The 21,036-nt window shown below is 42.6% G+C and carries 16 protein-coding genes; 4 read left to right on the forward strand and 12 right to left on the reverse strand.

The window, feature by feature from the left end:
* Positions 1-241: 241 nt before the first annotated feature.
* Entirely contained in the window at positions 242-844 is a 603-nt protein-coding gene (locus HRQ85_RS10490; RefSeq protein WP_172379558.1) for a porin family protein, read from the forward strand.
* A gap of 345 nt (positions 845-1,189) precedes the next feature.
* Positions 1,190-1,792 carry a DUF2971 domain-containing protein gene (locus tag HRQ85_RS10495; RefSeq protein WP_172379559.1) on the forward strand — a complete coding sequence of 201 codons (603 nt, stop codon included), beginning with the start codon at positions 1,190-1,192 and terminating at the stop codon, positions 1,790-1,792.
* A gap of 94 nt (positions 1,793-1,886) precedes the next feature.
* On the opposite strand, the gene HRQ85_RS10500 is transcribed toward HRQ85_RS10495, so the two are convergent.
* From HRQ85_RS10500 to matP, 4 genes are all read right to left on the reverse strand, one after another.
* Complete coding sequence (locus HRQ85_RS10500) at positions 1,887-3,107, reverse strand: hypothetical protein (protein WP_172379560.1); 1,221 nt, start codon at positions 3,105-3,107, stop codon at positions 1,887-1,889.
* 144 nt (positions 3,108-3,251) lie between these two features.
* Complete coding sequence (locus HRQ85_RS10505) at positions 3,252-3,563, reverse strand: hypothetical protein (RefSeq protein WP_172379561.1); 312 nt, start codon at positions 3,561-3,563, stop codon at positions 3,252-3,254.
* A gap of 105 nt (positions 3,564-3,668) precedes the next feature.
* Positions 3,669-3,977: a DUF3634 family protein gene (locus HRQ85_RS10510; protein WP_172379562.1), complete on the reverse strand. Its 309-nt coding sequence runs from the start codon at positions 3,975-3,977 to the stop codon at positions 3,669-3,671.
* Positions 3,978-4,000: 23 nt separating this feature from the next.
* Complete coding sequence (gene matP, locus HRQ85_RS10515; protein WP_017059673.1) at positions 4,001-4,456, reverse strand: macrodomain Ter protein MatP; 456 nt, start codon at positions 4,454-4,456, stop codon at positions 4,001-4,003.
* A 189-nt stretch (positions 4,457-4,645) separates the two neighbouring features.
* On the opposite strand from matP, the gene HRQ85_RS10520 reads away from it, so the two are divergent.
* Positions 4,646-6,298: an AAA family ATPase gene (locus tag HRQ85_RS10520; RefSeq protein ID WP_048615970.1), complete on the forward strand. Its 1,653-nt coding sequence runs from the start codon at positions 4,646-4,648 to the stop codon at positions 6,296-6,298.
* Positions 6,299-6,368: 70 nt separating this feature from the next.
* A complete protein-coding gene (gene fabA, locus HRQ85_RS10525; RefSeq protein WP_017059675.1) occupies positions 6,369-6,884 on the forward strand; it encodes a bifunctional 3-hydroxydecanoyl-ACP dehydratase/trans-2-decenoyl-ACP isomerase in 516 nt (171 codons plus the stop codon).
* Between the two features lie 253 nt (positions 6,885-7,137).
* Here the strand turns inward: fabA and rmf are convergent, their stop codons facing one another.
* The 8 genes from rmf to HRQ85_RS10565 all read right to left on the reverse strand — a co-directional run bounded on the left by rmf (position 7,138) and on the right by HRQ85_RS10565 (position 20,964).
* On the reverse strand, positions 7,138-7,311 hold the full coding sequence (gene rmf, locus HRQ85_RS10530) for a ribosome modulation factor (RefSeq protein ID WP_017059676.1): 174 nt from the start codon (positions 7,309-7,311) through the stop codon (positions 7,138-7,140).
* Positions 7,312-7,472: 161 nt separating this feature from the next.
* On the reverse strand, positions 7,473-9,209 hold the full coding sequence (locus HRQ85_RS10535) for a DUF3466 family protein (RefSeq protein WP_172379563.1): 1,737 nt from the start codon (positions 9,207-9,209) through the stop codon (positions 7,473-7,475).
* A 9-nt stretch (positions 9,210-9,218) separates the two neighbouring features.
* Complete coding sequence (locus HRQ85_RS10540) at positions 9,219-11,135, reverse strand: ABC transporter ATP-binding protein (RefSeq protein ID WP_172379564.1); 1,917 nt, start codon at positions 11,133-11,135, stop codon at positions 9,219-9,221.
* A complete protein-coding gene (locus HRQ85_RS10545) occupies positions 11,113-11,373 on the reverse strand; it encodes a glutaredoxin family protein (protein WP_019823251.1) in 261 nt (86 codons plus the stop codon). Before HRQ85_RS10545 ends, HRQ85_RS10540 begins: the two co-directional genes overlap by 23 nt.
* A 25-nt stretch (positions 11,374-11,398) precedes the next feature.
* Entirely contained in the window at positions 11,399-13,519 is a 2,121-nt protein-coding gene (rlmKL, locus tag HRQ85_RS10550; RefSeq protein ID WP_172379565.1) for a bifunctional 23S rRNA (guanine(2069)-N(7))-methyltransferase RlmK/23S rRNA (guanine(2445)-N(2))-methyltransferase RlmL, read from the reverse strand.
* Between the two features lie 508 nt (positions 13,520-14,027).
* Entirely contained in the window at positions 14,028-14,576 is a 549-nt protein-coding gene (locus HRQ85_RS10555; protein ID WP_017059680.1) for a cell division protein ZapC, read from the reverse strand.
* Between the two features lie 205 nt (positions 14,577-14,781).
* On the reverse strand, positions 14,782-15,792 hold the full coding sequence (pyrD, locus tag HRQ85_RS10560; RefSeq protein WP_017063847.1) for a quinone-dependent dihydroorotate dehydrogenase: 1,011 nt from the start codon (positions 15,790-15,792) through the stop codon (positions 14,782-14,784).
* A 330-nt stretch (positions 15,793-16,122) separates the two neighbouring features.
* Positions 16,123-20,964 carry an NAD-glutamate dehydrogenase gene (locus HRQ85_RS10565; protein ID WP_172379566.1) on the reverse strand — a complete coding sequence of 1,614 codons (4,842 nt, stop codon included), beginning with the start codon at positions 20,962-20,964 and terminating at the stop codon, positions 16,123-16,125.
* Between the last annotated feature and the right edge of the window lie 72 nt (positions 20,965-21,036).

Raw genomic sequence — 21,036 nt, forward strand, 5'->3', positions numbered from 1 at the left:
CGTTGCCATCCAAAACGAACCTATCTAAACGACTTAGCTGATAGTAAGTTACAGTGCAACATAAATTCTATTAACCTCTGTCTAGACTGTATTACCTTGTCTCATAACTGCGATAATGATACTTCTATTACCAACAAGTCTTTAAAATCAGATGTTTAGGCTAGTTCTCAATTAGTTAGAGTATCTTTTGTTTGTTAACATATTCTGGAACTGAATAACTTATTATCTTAGAAGGCTTTACATGAAAATCAGTACAATCGCCCTATCGCTATTCACCGCTTTTTTTAGCATCAGCTCGCAGGCGCTTGCTAGTGAAAACGAAAACTCACCCAGAGAGCATGGTCATTTTTATGCTGGGGTTGATATCGGCTTTTATAATGAAACTGAATTAGAATATCGTGGCAACGCCATTGAAGATTCATCTGATCTATCAGACTTTAGCTATAACTTGGTTGGAGGCTACGAGTTCAATACACATGACTTAGTCAAACTGGGACTAGAGGCAGAGTACCGAAAAATCGGAAAAGTTAACTATAACGACTTAATGGATATTGAAGGCCAAGCTTTCTTCGTAAACATTAAACCAAAATTTATTGTTAAAGGTGACGTCTTAGATCTGTATGTATCTTTGTTAGCCGGTGTTGGCTCTATGGATATGGAAGCGAAAGCTTTTGGAGTATCAGGCTCTAAGTCTGAAGCAGCCTACCAAGTTGGTGCTGAGCTTGGTGCTATAGTAACAGACAACATCGACATCCATATTGGTTACCGCTATGCAAACGTTGAAATAGAATCCATCGATGTATCACCCCAAACCGCTTACCTAGGTGCAAGGTACCACTTCTAAACTCTATTCACCCTTAGGCTAAATACAATTAAAGCCGTCTTTTTGAAGTTCGGCTTTAATTTTGATCACCTATTTTCCCTTTCCCTACTCGACCTTTACTTTAACAAGACAATTCAACCATAAATAAAGTTACGTTGTATCTTATGTAAAAAGTTACAACTTGAAAAATTAACCTTAACGCAAAATAAACCACTTTAACAGGCTACTATTTCGTGTTTAAATTTTGATCTATCAAACAGTTATATGAATAAATTTGGTGATTAAGCAATCAAATGCTATGCATTCAATCTTTAAAATTAAATTAAAGTGTTAACATCAGGCAATTTTGTAAACTAGGTGTTTGATATGTTGCCTAAACTTTATAAGTTCAGATCGCTCCACGACAGAAACATACAATCTATTTCCGAGTGTTCGTTGTGGTTTGACTACGCTAAAACTTTTAATAACCCTTTTGAATCTAACCAAGTATTCAACAAAGAACTTCAAGAAAACTTTAAGATCATGTGTTTCTCTCAGTCGAGTGACCACCCAATACTATGGTCGCAGTATGGTGACAACTTTAAAGGCATGTGTATCGAGTATGATCTCAACTGCTATAACGGCGAGGCCAATCTCAACTGTTTTGAAGTCCAGTATGAAGACGAACCTAGTATGTTCCTCCCGGCATCGCTAAGTGGTTTACAAACAACAAGACTGGGACCTGAGATATTCAAAATTAAGCATTCTAATTGGCGCTATGAAAAGGAATACCGTTGGGTATTACCTAATGATGAGATGATCGGAAATAAACTCTACCTTAATAGAGAGTGCCTAAGCTCGGTGATTCTGTCAGAGCACGCTCCTGCCGACAGGAAGTTAAAAGTTCTGATGACTTGCCAGCGCCTTGGTATCCCTGTTAAACACGCAATAGCAAAGCAAGAGTCGTTTACCTTCGAAGTGGTCTGTTAAACGAAATAAGCAAGATTATATCTACAAGTTAGTCACTTACATAAAGTTACAGCGCAACAAAAAAAGAGAGCCACATTAAATGTGGCTCCCTTTTCTACATGTTCGTCGTCAGTTTTCCAGGCACTTTATCTTGCATCTGCTCAATGGTCGCGATAGACATTTGAACAGTTGAAAACCAATAAGGTCGGTGCTTAACGTTAAATAGTTCACTATTATCTAACGCCTCGAAAACAGAATATTTTCTACCTTGAGCCAAAGCTGCACCATAAACTGTTCGCTCAAGTACTGGGATGTCATTCACTTCCTCTAGAAGTGCCCTCTTGATGAACTGGTTCCCGGGGCTCCAATCTATAAATTCAACGAGATTTTTTAGTAGCTTAAGCTCTAGCTGCTCGACCATTGATTCGAGAAACTGTGTGTTTGGCATCACCTCAGTACAAGCATAATATTCGTCATGCTTGTCACTTGCTTCACGATAACCAAGCATCGTTTTTACCAATGCGTCTTCAAACGTTGAAGAAAAGTGGTTACAAATTAAAAACAAAGGCAGAACTCTCAACACGCCAAGTAAAATGCCTACGTTAGGATCTTTAACCGACGTTTCTTGAAGTCGAATTCGAGTCGCATTTGACGTCACGACCAAGTGTTGCCAAACCTTAGGTGTGATGTGTTTAATGTTGCCATCATTCCACTTAATCAGCTGCTGACTCATTAACAATGGGAACAATAAACGACAATTTTCTATTCCTATTTGTCGTGATGCAACTTTAGGATCAAGAACTACCTTAGATTTCTTTCCATACTTATCTGCAAACTCTTGGTTGGAAACAAACTCGATTAAGCTAGAGCTCAATGGCCTGCTTTTCGCAGATATTTCGTGAAGTTTTGAAAAGTTTAAAGATGGTGAATACGCAATACTAGCGAACTGATTGTAATCGGGTAAGTCTGAAAACAACGAACTTATTAATGTGCCTTGAAGCTTCTCAAGCATTAGAGCCGAGGCTGCATTGCTAACATCATCGATAACGTATCGTAAGGTTTGTTGCTTCGCGTTGACTTTTTCACGATGAGCATTAACTCTATCTTGTTCACAGCGCAGTAGAATACGTTGGTTATGAGATATGCGGTCAGACTCATCAAATATGACGCTATCACAATACCTATTTTCTAAACTTAGTAACGTGTCTACTGTAGATTGTGCAAGCTTATATTCAGGTGAGATTAACCATCGATTAAAGCGAGCTTCAACGTTGATTGAGACCTTCCTAGAGATCTCAATCACTTCAGGGGTATAACTTTTATTTGCTAACAACAACCGTGACTTTCCTTTGCCGTAAATGCTCTTGCGTCGGCATATCCTGCCTTTATAACAAAACTAATATTAATAGAAATTAGAGATTGGTTCACGAAATTGTTTCAATAAAATTAAGACCGTTTAGTTATAGTGCATTGGAAGCGTCTAGTACATGATATGTAGCCGGATATACTTTTCTGGAAAGCTGTATTTGAACCTTTTCTTCTTCGGCAAGTACTTTTTCGCCTGCTTGCAAACGCTACTATCACCAGACGTTCTCACCCTTTTAATTCTTGCGTAACCTTTAGAGTGCTTCATCTCAATCATAAGATCGCAATAACCAGCGAAATCAACATTGCTCTTGTTGAGCCCTTTCATGACGGTGACTTTGATTTTTTTAGCTACGGGATTAACCAATGCATCGTCGGCAAAAGCAACTGGGGATAAAAAACACAATAGGAATACTAGATATCTCATACTGCTCTCTCTTTGTTGAAGGTGAGAACAGTATGCGGAGATTAAAAGAAAATGAAGGATTAACTTAGTATGAGGATTGACCAGCTAACACGTAACTCTCAACGATTACGCTTTCTTTGAGCCTTTAGACTTAAACCCATTATGCGGGAACACGTTACGAATACGTTGTTGTACGTTTTTAGGCACATCTTTAGTGAACTTGAGATTGTAGCCAGAGCGTTTCGCATACACTTTTAACTCACCTTTAAAGGCGTTGTTGTGACCAATTTCTTGAAGGTTGTGCTTAAAGCTCGGTGGAAGATGACCTTTAACTTGTTCGATCTCCCCATCGCTAAATTTGATTTTTAATACCGGCCGATCAACAGCAACTAACCAAAAGACCAACGCCGCACCGATTAAGATCACGTACATCATAATGTCACCACTACTGTTGATGATTATTTATCGTCAGAAAGAAGCTTGCTTAAGTCTTCTTTGAGACTGGTTACTGTTTTGCTCGCCTGTTCACTACGGGACGCTTCGCTAACCAAATACTCGATGGCATCTGAGAGCGTGCAGCCTAGCTCGTTCGCGCGTTGAGATAGCTTTTCCCATACACGGTAATCAAGGTCGATTGATTTCTTCTTAGTATGAACTTGTTCAGCATTGAAGTGGCGTTTTCTCTTAGCTCTGATCGCTTGTTTAAGCTTGTTATCGAGCTCAGGAGACATGTTGTTAGATATCCATTCAAGGACACCTGTAGGTTGGTGTTCAAGCTTCAATAAGGCTTTAACAGCAACGTCAGCTTCACTTGAATCAATGTGGCAGGTGATCGACTCGCCTTCTTTCCATTTTTTGACCAGATAGTTCCATTTCCAACCACATTCCAAGTTTTCAAGTTGCTGATATTTCATGTCTAATCTCGAGAGTTAATCCTAGTGACAGCGTAACCCAAAATAGGCTATTTAACAATTATTGTCTTGAAAGAATAGACCAAGATCATACTTATATTAGCTTAGTGATTAGTAACTACAACATAGAGCTACAAGCGAGATCGGTTTTTCTATATACTCCCTACCTCATTATCATAATCAGAAACTTAAATGACTCAAGTAGATTGGCGACATGTTACGCCTCAGTACGACGAATATAGCGCTCAATTAGAGCAATTCCCTGACATCTCGCCTTTCCCGTTCTCAGATATTCAACATAGATTCAAAGATGCGCTAACCCGCTTTGTCCGTTTGTCTAACCTTTCGCGTGTTTTACTTGTAAACGCTCCAGACAATTCGATCTACCGTCAAATGATTGTTGAATCTCTAGTCACTGCTTTAGATGATCACACTCTACCGGTTATAAAAACTGAGTCTTTAAATGCTGTCTCTCTGTTTGACCAAGTTCAGTCAAAAGACGGTAAGGTTGTAGCGACAAAGCCCGGCTTACTGGCTAGAGCAAACAACGGCTATCTAATCGTTTCAGCAAACTTGATCTTGGCCAACCCAGGAAGCTGGTTATTGCTTAAATCAGCACTGCTTGGTGAAGCTGTAGAGCCTATCAGCAGCAATCCAGAACACCTGAACCAATCCCCGACTTTGCCTTTGACTTACAACATTAAGTTGATTGTGGTTGGAGACAGAGCTCAACTAGGTGACCTTGATTACCTAGACAGCGATATTCAAACCGGTTTTTGCCTATTTAGCGAAATTGAACAAGATATCAAGCTCTCTGAAGAAACTTTGACTCAATATCTTGGTTACCTTAAGTGGCTTCAACAACGCTATGAATTGCCAACCATCACGCAACAAGCGTTGACGGGCATTCTCACGGCCGGAGCAAGAGAGACTGAAGATCAAAGTTATATTCCATTATGCCCTATTTGGCACAATGCGTTATTGAACGAAGCTCTGATTGAAGCCGACAATGGTGAGATTGATATTCACCATATCCAACAAGCTCAACAGCACAAATATAACCGTGAATCTTACCTACCAGAACGTGCCCTTGATGATATTCGAGATGGCCAAGTCATTATCGAAACCGAGGGCGAACAAGTTGGTCAAGTTAATGGTCTGACGGTTATCGATGTTCCAGGACACCCGATCTCTTATGGTGAACCTGCACGAATTTCCTGCGTTATTCACTTTGGTGATGGTGATATTGCCGACGTTGAGCGCAAAGCCGAGTTGGGTGGTAATCTTCATGCTAAAGGTATGATGATCATGCAAGCATTTGTGAGCAGCGCACTAAACCTTGAAGATCCGTTGCCATACGCTGCTTCTGTTGTGTTTGAGCAATCGTATTGCGAAGTCGATGGCGATAGTGCTTCTCTAGCGGAACTGTGCTCTCTGGTGAGTGCTTTGTCTGAATATCCTATCAATCAACAAATTGCGGTTACAGGTGCAGTTGACCAATTTGGACGTGTGCAAGCTGTTGGCGGGCTAAACGAGAAAATCGAAGGCTTCTACCATGTGTGTAAGCACAACGGCTTAACAGGCGAACAAGGTGTGATCCTTCCAAGGTCGAACTTAAGACACCTTGCACTAAAGCCTGACCTTATTGAAAGCATTAAGAATGAAGAATTCCATATTTGGTCTGTGTCTAATGTAGACGAAGCAATTCCTCTCATTATGAACAAACCATTTAGAGACGATGAACAAGAAAGCGTTCTGAGCAAAATCGCGGAACGTATTGAAAACTTTGAAAGACATGAGCACCCTATTGGAATCGTTGGACGCATTAAAAACTGGTTTGTCTAGTACTGATCGGACTTGTTTAGCGTACACCTGTTCACTAATATGCACCTATCAAAAATCGGAGTAATTGATAATGCAAAACAAACGTGATTCTTACACTCGCGAAGAGCTTCTAGCATCAAGCCAAGGCGAACTATGGCCACAAGGCCCTCAACTACCAGCACCGAACATGCTAATGATGGATCGCATCACTAAGATGTCTGAAACTGAAGGTGATTACGGTAAAGGTTTAGTTCTTGCTGAGCTGGATATTACTCCTGACCTATGGTTCTTCGATTGTCACTTCCCGGGTGACCCAGTAATGCCTGGTTGTCTAGGCCTTGACGCAATGTGGCAGCTAGTTGGCTTCTATCTTGGTTGGGTTGGCGGCGAAGGTAAAGGTCGTGCTCTGGGTGTTGGCGAAGTGAAATTCACAGGTCAAATTCTACCTACAGCGAAAAAAGTAACTTACGAGATCCACATGAAGCGTGTTGTTAACCGTCGCCTAGTTATGGGCCTTGCGGATGGTCGCGTACTTGTTGATGGTAAAGAGATCTATGTTGCTAAAGATCTGAAAGTTGGCCTTTTCCAAGATACGTCAGCATTCTAATCTAATAGTTAGATTTTTAATAAAGCAGCCCATGGCTGCTTTATTTTCATTTCAATAAATTTAGTTATAGTGCATCAAGGTATTCAGACCTAAGCGTGAAATAGGTTAAATCCACCAGCAAGACGCTCTTATGATAGCGAGATTATAATAACTTTATACTTTGGGGATTAGCACTCTTCTGAAACTAACAAGGCTCCAGCCGTTATAATCAACAGACAATGGAGCCCTGACCTTTAATTCTTTGTGCCCTATTCTACTTATAGAGACCTGATTGCTTGTCATCTTTGGCGTCACGCCATCCACCTAACCAATAAGATCGAGAATCCATTTGGCTATATGGGCAAGCTTCTTGCGACCGTCCATTTAAACCAGCCTTGTAACCTTGAGATTGTGCTCGTTCTAGTCGATCACGCTTTTGTCTCTTCATAGTGCAGTCCTCATACGGGTGTTCCATTTACTAACATACAATGATTACAACTTTGCGGAGTTTTTGTGACTCCAACTTTAAGAATCGATCAAATTTTCACTTTTCTCAAGGCGAAAAAAAGCCCGAGTTCAGAATTGTGAACTCGGGCTCAAGAGATAAAATTATTTAAATTTTCTGCGGAACCCCAACAGACCAAGCACAGTCAAAGTTAACCAACCTAGGCTACCACCTTGGCGATCTACTTTCTCGGTATCTGCGCTACGAGTTTGAATATCATCTTTAGTGGCACCAGCAATTGGAACCAGTTTAACGGCTACAACCTCTTCTACTGCGTTAGACGAAGCGCCACCACAGTAAGAGTTGTGTGATGTTGTATCATACGCTTGTGCCTTGCCACCCACGGTACATTTTATAGCAGTACCAGAGATAACACCTGCATCATTAATATCTGTTGCATCAATAATTCGGAAATAGTTATTAGCATCAGAGTAGTCTTGACCATCAGCATTTGCACCATTGGTCAGATCATCTAGCCACCAAGCCTGATTGTTAAATACTGCGTCAACTCTCACATTATTTGGAGCCTCAACAGCATAAGGGTAAATAAAACCACGGTGTCTACGCTCGCTGCCATCTACTTCACGAGTCGTCTCAGCGTCAATCTGGCCAACAAACTCATTGAAATTGTTTACCGCTTTAGCTTCACCACTTGAACCACCAAAGAAAATACCACCGGACAGGTATGTTGCCGTCGGAGTCGTTGCAGATGCATCAGTAACAACGAAAATTTTGTTACCTGCACTACCGCTCTCTGGTACATAACCATTACGCTTAGAGTAGCCCACAGCAAATAAGTTATCGTTAATATCAGTCGCTACAGAGTTACTGTATCTAGCATCGTCGTTATTTGAGCCTGAATTAACTTCTGCGCCGCTAATAAACTTATTTTCCCAAGTGACGGTTGATAGATCAACATTACTCGCGAAGTCTATTTGGCTACTTGTAAAAACAACCGCGTTCATATCACGCAAGTCACCATTTCCGTTAACTGTGTTGTAACCAACGCCATAAAAGCGATTGTTTACCTCTACAACCCCCCTCATGCTCCCTTGTGAAAAGAAATCATCTTCTCTCGCAGAAACACTTGGTCCCCAATCAAGCTCGTTAGTATATGACGCATCCCAAATAGCCGCTTTAGAAGCAAAAGCCTTATCTGGTTCAGAAGTTTCGGTCGGAGCAAACTCCTCAGATACACTACCTACATTATAAACAGTACCGTTACTTGCCGTTATAGCTTTCCATGCACGAGTTTCCGAAGTTCCCGTAGGCCCAGTCGCCGTAGTAAACAATGCGTTATTACGGATAGTACCTTCAGATTTAACACCTAATGGTTGAGCATTGTCATCTAGAGAGTTAATTACCGTATTACGACTGTCAAATGTAGCGCCACCTTCAACAAAAGCTTTAGCATTGACGTAAGTAAGGTCATTTCTTTCTTTACTCCAAGTGTCATTCCAGCGGTTTTCTGCCCAACTTTCACACGTAGAGTATCGCAACTCTCGATAACAATAGTTTTCGAAATCCTCGAACTCTTGAATGTATTGGAACGGAGCATCCATAGCAAAAGGCACTTCTTCGCGATAACTTACAGCCTCGACCGTATTGCGAGTTTCACCAGCTAATTTAAAGCTGTCACATGCCACTCCACCGACAGTACCAGTAGTAAAACAACTCTCTGTTCCAGAAACAGTCGCTGGCTGAATCGCAACACCAAAGATCTCAGACGCGCCTGTAATCGAAGGAGTGACTTCAACTACCTTATAAAGCGCAGCATTCGCGTTAGTTGCAGCAAAAACTAATGCTGCAACTGTTGTTAATTTAAATTTAGTACAAGTCATTATTACTTCTTAACTTTCCTGTTGTAGTGCCTCGAGCTCTTCCCAGCGCTCAAAAGCAACTTCAAGCTCCTGCTCTGCTGCAGATAGCTTATCTAATACTGGTTGTGTCTGCTCTACAGATTTTGAAAAGAAGCTTGGATCGTTGACTTCTTCCTGAAGAGTTTCAATTTGAGTTTCCAATTCTTCTAAACGCATTGGTAGCGCTTCTAGTTCTCGTTGTAGCTTATACGATAACTTCTTAGGTTTAGCCTTAACTGGCGCAGTTTTGGGAGTTTCCTCAACTACTTTTTCAGGCTTTGATGGCTTTTCAACCTGTCGGTACTCTAATGCTTGCTTTCTTTGCTGCTGAGCATCGTGATAGCCACCAACAAATTCTTCAATCACACCGTTACCTTCGAAGATCCAACTTGTCATAACCGTGTTATCAACAAACTGACGATCGTGACTCACTAAAAGAAGCGTACCCTGATAGTTGGCAAGCAAATCTTCTAAAAGTTCCAAAGTTTCGATATCTAGATCGTTGGTTGGCTCATCGAGAATCAATAAGTTGTTCGACTTAAGGAAGATACGAGCTAATAACAGACGGTTTTTCTCACCTCCAGACAGCGCTTTAACAGGAGTACGAGCACGTTTAGGTGAGAATAAGAAATCTTGTAAGTAGCTAAGTGCATGACGCTCACGGCCGCCTACAGTGACTTCTTGCTTACCATCCGCTAGGTTATCAATTACAGACTTCTCAGGATCTAGGATTTCACGGTATTGGTCGAAGTAAGCCACTTCAAGTTTAGTACCGCAATGCAGACGACCTGAATCAGGCTTAAGCTGGTCAAGAAGTAGTTTAAGTACTGTACTCTTACCACAACCGTTAGGACCAATCAGAGCGATGCGATCACCACGCATAATGTTGAAACTGAAGTCTTTAACAATCTCTTTGCCTTCAAAACCAAAGTTAATGTTCTCAGCTTCAAATACAATCTTGCCTGAACGCTGACCATCGTCGATTTGGATAATCGCTTTGCCCTGCACTTCACGACGATTCAAACGCTCTTCACGTAGCTTCTTAAGCGCACGTACGCGGCCTTCGTTACGAGTTCTACGAGCTTTAATGCCCTGACGAATCCATACTTCTTCTTGAGCAAGCTTCTTATCAAATTCAGCATTTTGCATCTCTTCGACACGTAACGCTTCTTCTTTATCTAATAGGTAGTTTTCGTAATCGCCAGGGAACGAGCTCAACTTACCACGATCAAGATCAACAATGCGTGTTGCCATCGATTTGATGAAAGCACGGTCATGCGAGATAAAGATGATTGAACCACGGAAGTCTTTCAGGAAGCTTTCTAACCATTCGATTGTCGCAACATCCAAGTGGTTAGTCGGTTCGTCGAGTAGAAGCACGTCTGGGTCACATACAAGCGCACGAGCAAGTGCCGCTTTACGTTGCCAACCACCAGATAAATCAGTCAGTTTTGTTTCAGCAGTGAGTTTAAGCGCAGCCATTACGTTACTTACGCGATCTTCGAAACGCCATGCATTCGCATGATCCAACTGCTCTTGAACGCGAGTAAGACGGTTTAGGTTCTTTTCACTCGGGTCAGTACCAATGAGATCCAAAAGATCATGGTAGATCTTCAGCTGTTCGCCGATTTCCGCTAGACCACCAGCAACGTAATCATAAACGGTGCCTTCTTCATTACGCGGTGGATCTTGCTCAAGGCGAGATACAACCACATCTTGTGTGATTTGCATCTTGCCGTCGTCCATGATGATGTTCCCAGACAGGATTTTCATCAATGTAGACTTACCAGCACCATTGCGCCCTACTAAACACACACGTTCGTTTTCTTGCAGTGCAAAGTCTGCACGATCTAATAACGGGTGATCGCCAAACGCTAATTGCCCATTATGAATTGTAAGTAATGCCATTCTTCTTTAACCAATCATTAAGTTCTAACAAGCCAAATGGCCAGTTAAGCTCTGAGCTTTGAGAAAGATCAGAGCTTTCAAATTTGAGCACCGGAATAGTGACCCCGTAACGGGAAAAGAGCTCATCATCAAATGCAATGTCGACAACGTTGACGTGATGGCTAATGTTTAACTGTTCCGTGAGTTGGAATGCCATCTCACATAGATGGCACCCTTCTGTACTGTAGAGAGTCAGCACTATATATCCTTATACAATCTCTTAACTACTTATGTGTAATCAACCAGCAGTTATGAATGTGCTTATTACGAGAGAAGTCCAATGGAAGCGTCTTAGCAGAAATGTTCTGAGCTTTAAGACCTAACGCTTCTAGACCTTCTAGATCCATTTTGAAGTGACGTTTGTTGTTAGAGAACACAATCGTGCCTTCTTCACGAAGAAGACGCTTAAGGTTTTCCATCAACTGAATGTGATCACGTTGAACATCGAAAGATTGATCCATACGCTTAGAGTTAGAGAACGTAGGTGGATCAATAAAGATCAGGTCGTAAGAACCCTGCTCTTTAACCAACCACTGTAAGCAGTCAGCTTGAACAAACTGATGTTGACGACCAACACGGCCATTAAGCTCCATGTTCTGTTTTGCCCACTCAAGGTAGGTATTAGACATATCAACCGTTGTTGTAGAGCGTGCGCCACCGACTGCAGCATGAACAGATGCACTGCCAGTGTAAGCGAACAGGTTTAGGAAATCTTTGCCAGCAGCCATCTCACCAATACGACGACGAGTGATCTTATGATCTAGGAACAAGCCTGTATCTAGGTAATCATGAAGATTAACAATCAGCTTAACGCCGTATTCGTTCACTTCTAGGTTAGATGAGTCTTGAGCCATCTTCTGGTATTGAGAACGACCTTTCTGCTTCTGACGAACCTTGAGAACCACGTTGTTTGCTTCAACGCCTGTTACTTGAATAGAAGCACGGATAATATCGGTCAGACGACGTTTCGCCTTTTCTTCCGGTACATCTTTAGGCGCTGCGTATTCTTGAATCACAAGGTGACCTGGGTATACGTCAATCGCTACATTGTATTCTGGTAAGTCAGCATCGTAGATACGGTAACAATCTAGTTGCTCTTTCTTAGCCCACTTGCCAATTTTACCGATATTCTTTTTAAGACGGTTTGCGAAGTCTGGCGCAATCAGTTGTTCTTGTTCGCCCGTTGGACGTTCGGACATCGGACGATCTGAAATTGAGTAGTTCTTTTGGTGACACGGTAACGCACCATTGTTCAATTTGAACTGTTTGTCTGCACGCATGCGTAGGCAGCTCAGTAGTTCGTCTGAACTAGAGAAGATAGACGCGTTACAACCGCCAAATTCCGCTTTAAGCTGCGCGCCGAACGCCGTGTATAGTGCAATAAGACCCGGCTCTGTACCTAGGCGCTCACCATAAGGTGGGTTAGAAACAATCACACCATCAGTAAACTCGGTAGGACGCTTAAGTTTTGCAGCATCACCTACTTCGAATTCAATCAACTCTTCAACACCAGCACGACGAGCATTGTCACGCGCTGTTTTGATCATGCGTTCGTCATTGTCATAGCCATAGAACTTACATTCTACTTTCTTAACGCCACGACGACCTTGAACGTTCGCTTCAGCTTTCACTTCAGCCCAAAGCTCTGGTTCGAAATCTTCTAATGATTCGAAACACCACTTCTGGCGTTTAACACCTGGAGCCATGTTTGCAGCCATCATTGCCGCTTCAATCACCAACGTACCTGAACCACACATAGGATCTAGGAAAGGCTTATTCGCATCCCAACCACTACGAAGAAGAATCGCTGCAGCAAGCGTTTCACGCAGAGGTGCGCGACCTGATTCTGGACGGTAACCACGTTGATGAAGACCGCTGCCCACCATATCAACACCAAGAATCGCTTTATCACGGTGTAGACGAACGTGAATGCGAATGTCTGGGTTCTCTTTGCTGATAGAAGGACGAGGTAGAGACTTCTTCTCGAAGCAATCAACAACGGCATCTTTTACTTTCATCGCACCGTATTGGCTATTGCGGATTTCGTTGTTCGTACCATTGAAGTCAACAACAAAACGCTTAGAGCTATGGAATTGATTTACCCAGTTAACCGCAGTGGTTGATAGGTACAAATCCATGTCGTCCATACAAGTGAATTCAGAAAGGACACGTACAAATCGAGAAGCCAAACGGCTCCACAAACAACAACGATAAATTTGCTCATTGGTAGCTTTGAATTTAACACCTGCTTGAACAGGTTTTGCGTTTGTAATCCCTAGTTGGGTTAGTTCTTCAACTAATAAATTCTCAAGGCCATTTGAGGTAACCGCTAGATATTGATTCATAGTGTTCTTTTATTGATAAAAATGAGCTCGATTATACCTGAATTTGTTACTAGAGCATCACACTAAACTCGTCTTTTCATTGAATCTTTCTTCTAACTGGCTAGCAAACGCACAGTGTTGAAGCGATCGCTTACCCACATCCCCTTAGAACATAAGACTTATCAAACCAACACGATTCATGAGCAAATCCCCGTCAAAGCGACGATGTGAATTTATATTCACCATAAATTTGGTATATACCAATCAGGAGTTCAGGGTGAAAGTTAGCTACAAAAGGGAAAAAACAGGGAATAAAGATAGGTAAATTACACTTCTGGCGATAAAAACAGGCAGAAATTAAGGTGAAAAAGTAGTCGTAAGTTCACTATTTAAATGGTTAAGCAGTGATGTATTTATCAGGGTGAGGTTTTTTAGGCACAAAAAAATCGGCTAATGAGCCGATTTTGGGGAAGGTTTGACAGGTTGATGCGTTGCGATGTGTGTGAGAAATGATGGACTAGATTGAAGGCTAACCGACCATCGCGATGTGCGTTTGATGAAGAATAGCGTTCGCGTCTATCATTCTATCGTGCATGACCTTAATCGAGTCGCCAAAGCGTAACCCTTTTGAAGGTGTAAGCAAAAACTCTTCTAGGTCGACAAATGCACATAGGCTCGCACACTCTCCCACTTCTAATACAATGAAATACCCTAAGCTATGCTCGTTATTCATTTGTACGATATCCCCTTCTTGAGGGTATTCGTGGCCAGCACCCTGTGAGTCGAAGAACCAACTCTTAGGCTGTACAGGCTTGTGGAAGCGCTTTGCTGCCACGCAATAAAGCGCGAGTTCAGCTTGGCGAGGCTCAGACAGTTCTAAGCCAGAAATTTGTTCTTTGAAGGTTTGGTATGAAGATGCGTCATCAACGGTGAATTCATTATCTCTAAACGCGCAATCCACCAGCTTATTGCGGACCAGATTCGTTTTGAAAATCATATCCTCTCCGAGGTTTAGCATTAATGAACATTGCTGCTCATCGTAATACCAACTCCATGTATCGCTAGGTTTAAGCATCATTTCGTCTCACACTGTTGAACCATTCCATTAGGTAAAACGCAAAATTACCTTCAATTACAGTAATTTTACTGAGCAATAGGCAAAAAAAAAGAGGAAATGAATTCCTCTTTCTTATCGCTTTTCTCTACAACTCAGTGAGTTACAGTGTCTCTTTTAGTAAGACGATGCCAGATTGTCGCTTTTCAAAAATAAAAGCAATTTCAGCTTATAGATTTTTAACGATGTCGCCAACTAGGCCTGGGCCTTTGTAGATGAAACCAGAGTAAACCTGTACAAGCTTCGCGCCCGCCATCATTTTCTCTTTTGCAGCAACATACGAGTCAACACCACCTACTCCAATGATCGGCAGTTTGTCACCAAGCTCTTCGTGAAGTTTACGAACTACTTCAGTACTACGAGATTGAACAGGACGTCCACTTAGGCCACCCGCTTCATCGCAATGTTTCATGCCTTCAACGATTGAACGATCCAATGTTGTGTTTGTTGCGATCACACCATCGATCTTATTTTTGATCAATGATTCACAAATTTGGCGAATTTCGTCGTCGCTTAGATCCGGAGCAATCTTAAGAGCAAGAGGCACATATTTACCATGCTTCTCTTCCAGCTCAGATTGTTTCGTTTTAAGTTCAGACAATAGATCGTCTAGAGCTTCGCCGTATTGTAGAGAACGAAGTCCCGGAGTGTTTGGTGAAGAGATGTTCACAGCAATGTAACCAGCGTATTGATATACCTTCTCCATACAGATCAAGTAATCTTCAGCGCCCTTTTCAATTGGTGTGTCTTTGTTCTTACCGATGTTAATGCCTAAGATGCCATCGTAGTTCGACTTCTTAACATTCTCAACAAGGTTGTCGACGCCTAGGTTGTTAAAGCCCATGCGGTTGATGATACCTTCAGCTTCAACAAGACGGAATAAACGAGGTTTGTCGTTACCCGCTTGCGGACGTGGAGTCACTGTTCCTACTTCTACGAAACCAAAACCCATTGCGCCAAATGCATCAATACATTCGCCGTTTTTATCTAGCCCGGCAGCTAAGCCAACTGGGTTTTTAAAAGTAAGACCCATGCACTCTACAGGTCGGTGAGGTAATTGTTGGCGATACAAAAGATCAATAGGTGTGCCTGTGAAGCGCTTGAAATTTTGAATTGCAAGATCATGTGCCTTTTCGGCATCAAGTTGGAAAAAGCCAGTTCTGGCTAGACGGTAAAGCATTGTGCCTCCGATAGAAAAAAGCCCCGTGTAAACGGGGCGATATTATTTACTTATTTACCCAACTATTCAATCTATTACTGTCTGTAAGGGTAAGATAATCGAGTTTGCTAACGAATGAGGTTCATTATTAAGCAAACGTTATCGTTTCTTCAGGTTATTAAGCCATTTCTAATCTCAACCTTAGTACAGCCACCAGCTCACTTAACAAAAAACAACGTGTCCATCTAAGTTGGTCCTTCAAAAATCGTGAGGTCTATTGATCCCACTTTACTGAAACGAAAAAGGCAGACCTTGTGGCCTGCCCTTATACTTTTTCATCTTATCTAGTGACTAGTCTTTCGACATGCAGTTTAGATTCAACAGCATCAATTCACGCAGTGCTACTGAGAACTTAGCAAACTCGTGAACAGAACCTACTTTGAATTCGTTTAGGATGCTTTCCCAACGATGTAGAGAAACAGAGTTACTTTCCATCCAGTCATCAAGCGCTTTAATTACATCGATGTCTGAAGCACAACCACAGTTAAGTACTTGGCCAGTTAACTGACGTTGCTGCCAATCCAGATCTTCTCTGAATGCTGCACGCGCCAGTGCTTGCCAGTTGTTATCTACAGCTTGGCCATTGATTTGCTTCAAGAACCAGTGCAGTGACAAACGGTCGCCTAGGTTGAAGTAAAGCTTAGACGCTTGCTGTACTGTTTTACCTGTTTCACGAGCTACTGTGGATATATCCAGTGCAGAGTACAAGCTAGACAAACGAGCCACTGAATTAGCCAGCTCAGCGTTTACACCTTGGTCAATCCAAACTTGAGCCATTGCTTGATGCTCTTCGACTTCTGAAGCCACTAAGTTTTCATCCAGCTTCTCAGTAATCGCAACGACATCACCTTGGTAAAGCTCAATCAATGCATTCACTGACTGTTTACCGGTACGGTTTCTTAGCAACCAGCGTGCTAGACGGCGAAGTGTACGACGTACATGGTAAAGCAATTCGTATTGAGCTTCAGAACTTGAAATGTTGTCCAGTTCACGGATGCTCTTCAATACCTTACCCAAACCGTAGATTTCACGTGATGCCGCGTAAGCATTCGCAATATCAACAATGTTTGCGCCCGTCTCTTCTTGCAAGCGAGTCACGAAGTTACAGCCCATCTCGTTAACCATTTGGTTAGCAAGCGCAGTCGCAATGATCTCTGCACGAAGTGGATGGTTATCCATGTGCTGAGAGTAGTTACGGCGTAACTCTGTTGGGAAGTATTGCATCAGTTGTTGAGCATGGAACTCATCATTCGCAATATCATCACTCACAAGATCTTCTTTTAGAACCATTTTACCGTAAGCGATCAATACTGATAGCTCTGGTCTTGTTAGTGCTTGGCCTTGCTTCTCACGCTCTAGCAGCGTTTCGTCATCTGGGATGTATTCCAAACCACGGTCTAAGTACCCTGCTTTTTCCATAGTGTGGATAAAGCGGATCTGCTCTTTCACTAAGCCAACACCTTGATGCTCAGTAACAGAGATAGACTCAGCTTGGCAGTAAGCGTCGTCTAGTACGATTTCGCCTACTTCGTCTTCCATAGATTCAAGAACTTGGTTACGTTGCTTAACGGTTAGATCACCATTAGACACCAAACCATTCAAGAAGATCTTAATGTTAACTTCGTTATCCGAGCAATCTACACCGCCAACGTTATCAACAAAATCAGTATTAACTCGACCGCCCGTTAGAGCATATTCAATACGACCTAATTGAGTCATACCCAAGTTACCGCCTTCACCAACAACCTTAGCTTTCAGGTCACGGCCGTCGATACGTAGCACGTCATTGGCACGGTCACCCACATCAGTATGAGTCTCGCTAGAAGACTTAACGTAAGTACCAATACCGCCGTTCCAAAGTAGATCAACCTTCATAGACAAGATCGCTTTGATCAAGTCATTGGGTGCCATTGATGCTTTCTTAGTGCCCAGCATTTTCTGAATTTCAGGTGTCAGAGAGATAGACTTCGCTCGGCGAGAGAAGATGCCACCACCTTGAGAAATCAGGTCTTTGTTGTAATCTTCCCAGCTTGAACGAGGCAGATTAAACAGACGGTCACGCTCTACCCAGCTTGATGCCGACTCTGGATTCGGGTCAATGAAGATATGCATGTGGTTAAACGCAGCTTGTAAGCGAATGTGCTTAGATAGCAACATACCGTTACCAAATACGTCACCCGCCATATCACCCACACCAATGGCAGTGAAGTCTGTGCTCTGACAGTTGATACCCATTTCGCGGAAGTGACGTTTAACCGATTCCCAGCCACCTTTCGCCGTGATACCCATGGCTTTGTGGTCGTAACCGTTAGAACCACCCGATGCAAACGCATCACCTAGCCAGAAGTTGTACTCTTCCGCTACTGAGTTCGCTAGATCTGAGAATGTCGCGGTGCCTTTATCGGCAGCAACAACCAAGTAAGGGTCATCCTCATCGTGACGAACAACGCTCTTAGGTGGGATAACCTCACCTTCAATGATGTTGTCTGATACGTCTAGTAGTGCACGGATGAAGCGCTTGTAACAGCGTTGACCTTCAGCGAAGATTTCGTCTCGGCCAGACATCATGTGTTGACGCTTACAAACGAAACCACCTTTAGCGCCAACCGGTACGATAACCGTGTTCTTAACTTGTTGCGCTTTAACTAGGCCTAGAATCTCAGTACGGAAGTCCTCTTGACGGTCTGACCAACGTAAACCACCACGTGCTACTTTACCGCCACGTAGATGCACACCTTCAATGTCTGGTGCGTAAACGAAGATCTCAAACGCAGGAACTGGCGCTGGGATATCTGGAATCTCGCTTGGTCTCATTTTCAGAGCCAACCAAGGTTTAGACTGCTTGTTTTCGTCTACTTGGTAGTAGTTAGTACGAAGCGTTGCAGTGATCATTTCCATGTAGCGACGAATGATACGATCATCATCCAAGCTTTCTACATGATCCAACTGTTCAGTGATCTTCTTAATAAGATCTTGTTGGCCTTTTGCGCTGCCTTTCAGTTTCGGGTCAAAACGCTTGCCGAATAGGCTCACTAACCCTTTCGCTAATTCTGGGTAATGAGACAGTGTGTCTTCAATGTATTGTTGGCTGAATGGGAAACCGACTTGACGCATGTAACGAGCATAAGCACGTAAGATTGAGATTTCACGGCCAGAAAGACCAGCGCCAAGCACTAAGCGGTTGAAACCATCGCTATCTAACTCACCCGCCCAAATTGCCGCAAAGGCTTGTTGGAAAAGATCGCGAGCTTCACGAAGATCAATAGTCTTATCGCTCTTGTGCAGCATAGAGAAATCTAGGATCCAATATGTCACACCGTTGGTTTTACGCACTTCATATGGAGATTCACCGATAACGCGTAGGCCAAAGTTTTCAAGCATTGGCATAACATCAGAAAGGTGAATTGGCTCATCGCTGTGGTAGAACAACTTCAAACGAACGGCTTTTGAATCTGCCGCTTCTTCTTGAGGACGGTAGAAAAGCATACCCAGTTTGTTGTCTTCACTTAGCGCTTCTAAACGTTCGATGTCAGCAACAGCTGAACCTGGCATCATGTCTTCTTTGTACGAACGTGGGAATGCACGCATGTACTCTTTCGATAATGGAAGACCTTTGCTTTCACCGAAGTTTGCAATGATTGACTCAGACAGACGGTCATCCCACGTAGACGATACTTCCATTAAATTTTGCTCAATTGTTTTCACGTCCACATCCATGTTGTTGTTATCAACACGAACAATATAGTGTGTTCTTGCTAGCGGGCTTTCAGAGAAGTACGTTGTAAATTCAACCTCTTCTTCACAACCAAAGTACTGTTTCAAGATGCGCTGTGTTTGGCGACGAAGCTCTGTGTTGTAACGATCTTTTGTTACGTAAACCATGCAGCTAAAGAAACGACCAAACGGGTCTTTGCGAACAAACAAACGCAGAAGATCACGATCTTGCATTTGTACTACGCCCGTACCGACTTCTAGTAGCTCTTCTTCTCGAGCTTGCAGCAGTTCATCACGTGGGTAGTTTTCAAGAATGTTGTGCAGCGCTTTGTAAGAGTATGAACCTTCACGGTAACCACTCGCATCCAAAATACGTTCTACTTTCTCGCGAACAAGAGGAATCGTTTCAACGGTTTGGTTATAAACGGCAGATGTGTAAAGACCAGTAAAGCGGTGCTCACCAATGACCTTACCGTTCTTATCGAACTTCTTAATACCAATGTAATCGTTGTAAGCTGGGCGGTGAATGCGTGAAGCCGTGTTGCCCTTGGTTACGATAAGCACATAAGGCTTTTTCGCTTCAAGACGTGCCGAATCAGAAAACTCAGATAGCTTAACGTTACGTACACGATCTGAGTTCGCAAACAAACCAAGACCTTGCTCCTTGGTCGGTTGCAGTTCAGTGTCGCCGTTAACTGAAACTAGGTCATATTCCTTATAACCCATGAATGTAAAGTTGTGTTCACCTAACCAACGAAGAAACGCCAACGTTTCATCAAAACGTTGGCCATCTACAGGAATGCTCTCTTTCTGCTTTTCTACTTGATTGGTTACTTCTTCAAGTCGTTCTACCATCTTCAACCAATCGTTCACAACTAAGCTAGTATCGGTAAAGATATCCAGTAGCTCCGTTTTAAGAGCTGTCATTTCAGCTTTACTGCTAAGACGGTCAACCTCGATATGGAAAAGCGATTGGAATGCACCTTCGTTATTGCTTACACCGACAACACTGCCCTTATCTGAGCGAGAGATTTGTGTTGGGTTATGAAGCATAAGGTGAGAAGAAAGGTCTAGGCGAGTCAATGCCATTTTTACGGAATCAACAAGGAATGGGCTGTCTGGAACGACTATCTCAACGATAGTGTGAGTAGACTGCCAGCCTTGACGACTTACCGTCGGGTTGAAAACGCGTACAGAGATTTCGTTGGCTTTCTTTTCATTGATGTGATGCCATAAGCTAACTACAGCACCATATAAATCGGATTCGTTTCTCTGAGTCAGATCGTCGTGAGAAACGTTACTAAACAAGTGTTGAGCAAGTTGAGTTACGAGAGGTCGATGAGCAAGGTCAAGTTTGTCTTGAATCAGCTTGTAAACTTTTTCAAGTAAAACTGGAACCACAGTTTCACGTGCGGTCATAGTCACACTCCACAATTAGAATTATATTTTATTATTAGGGGGATCACTTAATCTGGTGTTTGAAACGTGCCG

Source organism: Vibrio sp. Vb339 (genome assembly GCF_902751245.1).
Lineage (GTDB): Bacteria > Pseudomonadota > Gammaproteobacteria > Enterobacterales > Vibrionaceae > Vibrio > Vibrio coralliirubri.

Bases quoted from the DNA above. Each gene is read 5' to 3' on its own strand.
- HRQ85_RS10490 (WP_172379558.1), top strand. From the start codon at position 242: ATGAAAATCAGTACAATCGCCCTATCGCTATTCACCGCTTTTTTTAGC.
- HRQ85_RS10495 (WP_172379559.1), top strand. From the start codon at position 1,190: ATGTTGCCTAAACTTTATAAGTTCAGATCGCTCCACGACAGAAACATA.
- HRQ85_RS10505 (WP_172379561.1), bottom strand. From the start codon at position 3,563: ATGAGATATCTAGTATTCCTATTGTGTTTTTTATCCCCAGTTGCTTTT.
- HRQ85_RS10510 (WP_172379562.1), bottom strand. From the start codon at position 3,977: ATGATGTACGTGATCTTAATCGGTGCGGCGTTGGTCTTTTGGTTAGTT.
- matP (WP_017059673.1), bottom strand. From the start codon at position 4,456: ATGAAATATCAGCAACTTGAAAACTTGGAATGTGGTTGGAAATGGAAC.
- HRQ85_RS10520 (WP_048615970.1), top strand. From the start codon at position 4,646: ATGACTCAAGTAGATTGGCGACATGTTACGCCTCAGTACGACGAATAT.
- fabA (WP_017059675.1), top strand. From the start codon at position 6,369: ATGCAAAACAAACGTGATTCTTACACTCGCGAAGAGCTTCTAGCATCA.
- rmf (WP_017059676.1), bottom strand. From the start codon at position 7,311: ATGAAGAGACAAAAGCGTGATCGACTAGAACGAGCACAATCTCAAGGT.
- HRQ85_RS10535 (WP_172379563.1), bottom strand. From the start codon at position 9,209: ATGACTTGTACTAAATTTAAATTAACAACAGTTGCAGCATTAGTTTTT.
- HRQ85_RS10540 (WP_172379564.1), bottom strand. From the start codon at position 11,135: ATGGCATTACTTACAATTCATAATGGGCAATTAGCGTTTGGCGATCAC.
- rlmKL (WP_172379565.1), bottom strand. From the start codon at position 13,519: ATGAATCAATATCTAGCGGTTACCTCAAATGGCCTTGAGAATTTATTA.
- HRQ85_RS10555 (WP_017059680.1), bottom strand. From the start codon at position 14,576: ATGATGCTTAAACCTAGCGATACATGGAGTTGGTATTACGATGAGCAG.
- pyrD (WP_017063847.1), bottom strand. From the start codon at position 15,792: ATGCTTTACCGTCTAGCCAGAACTGGCTTTTTCCAACTTGATGCCGAA.
- HRQ85_RS10565 (WP_172379566.1), bottom strand. From the start codon at position 20,964: ATGACCGCACGTGAAACTGTGGTTCCAGTTTTACTTGAAAAAGTTTAC.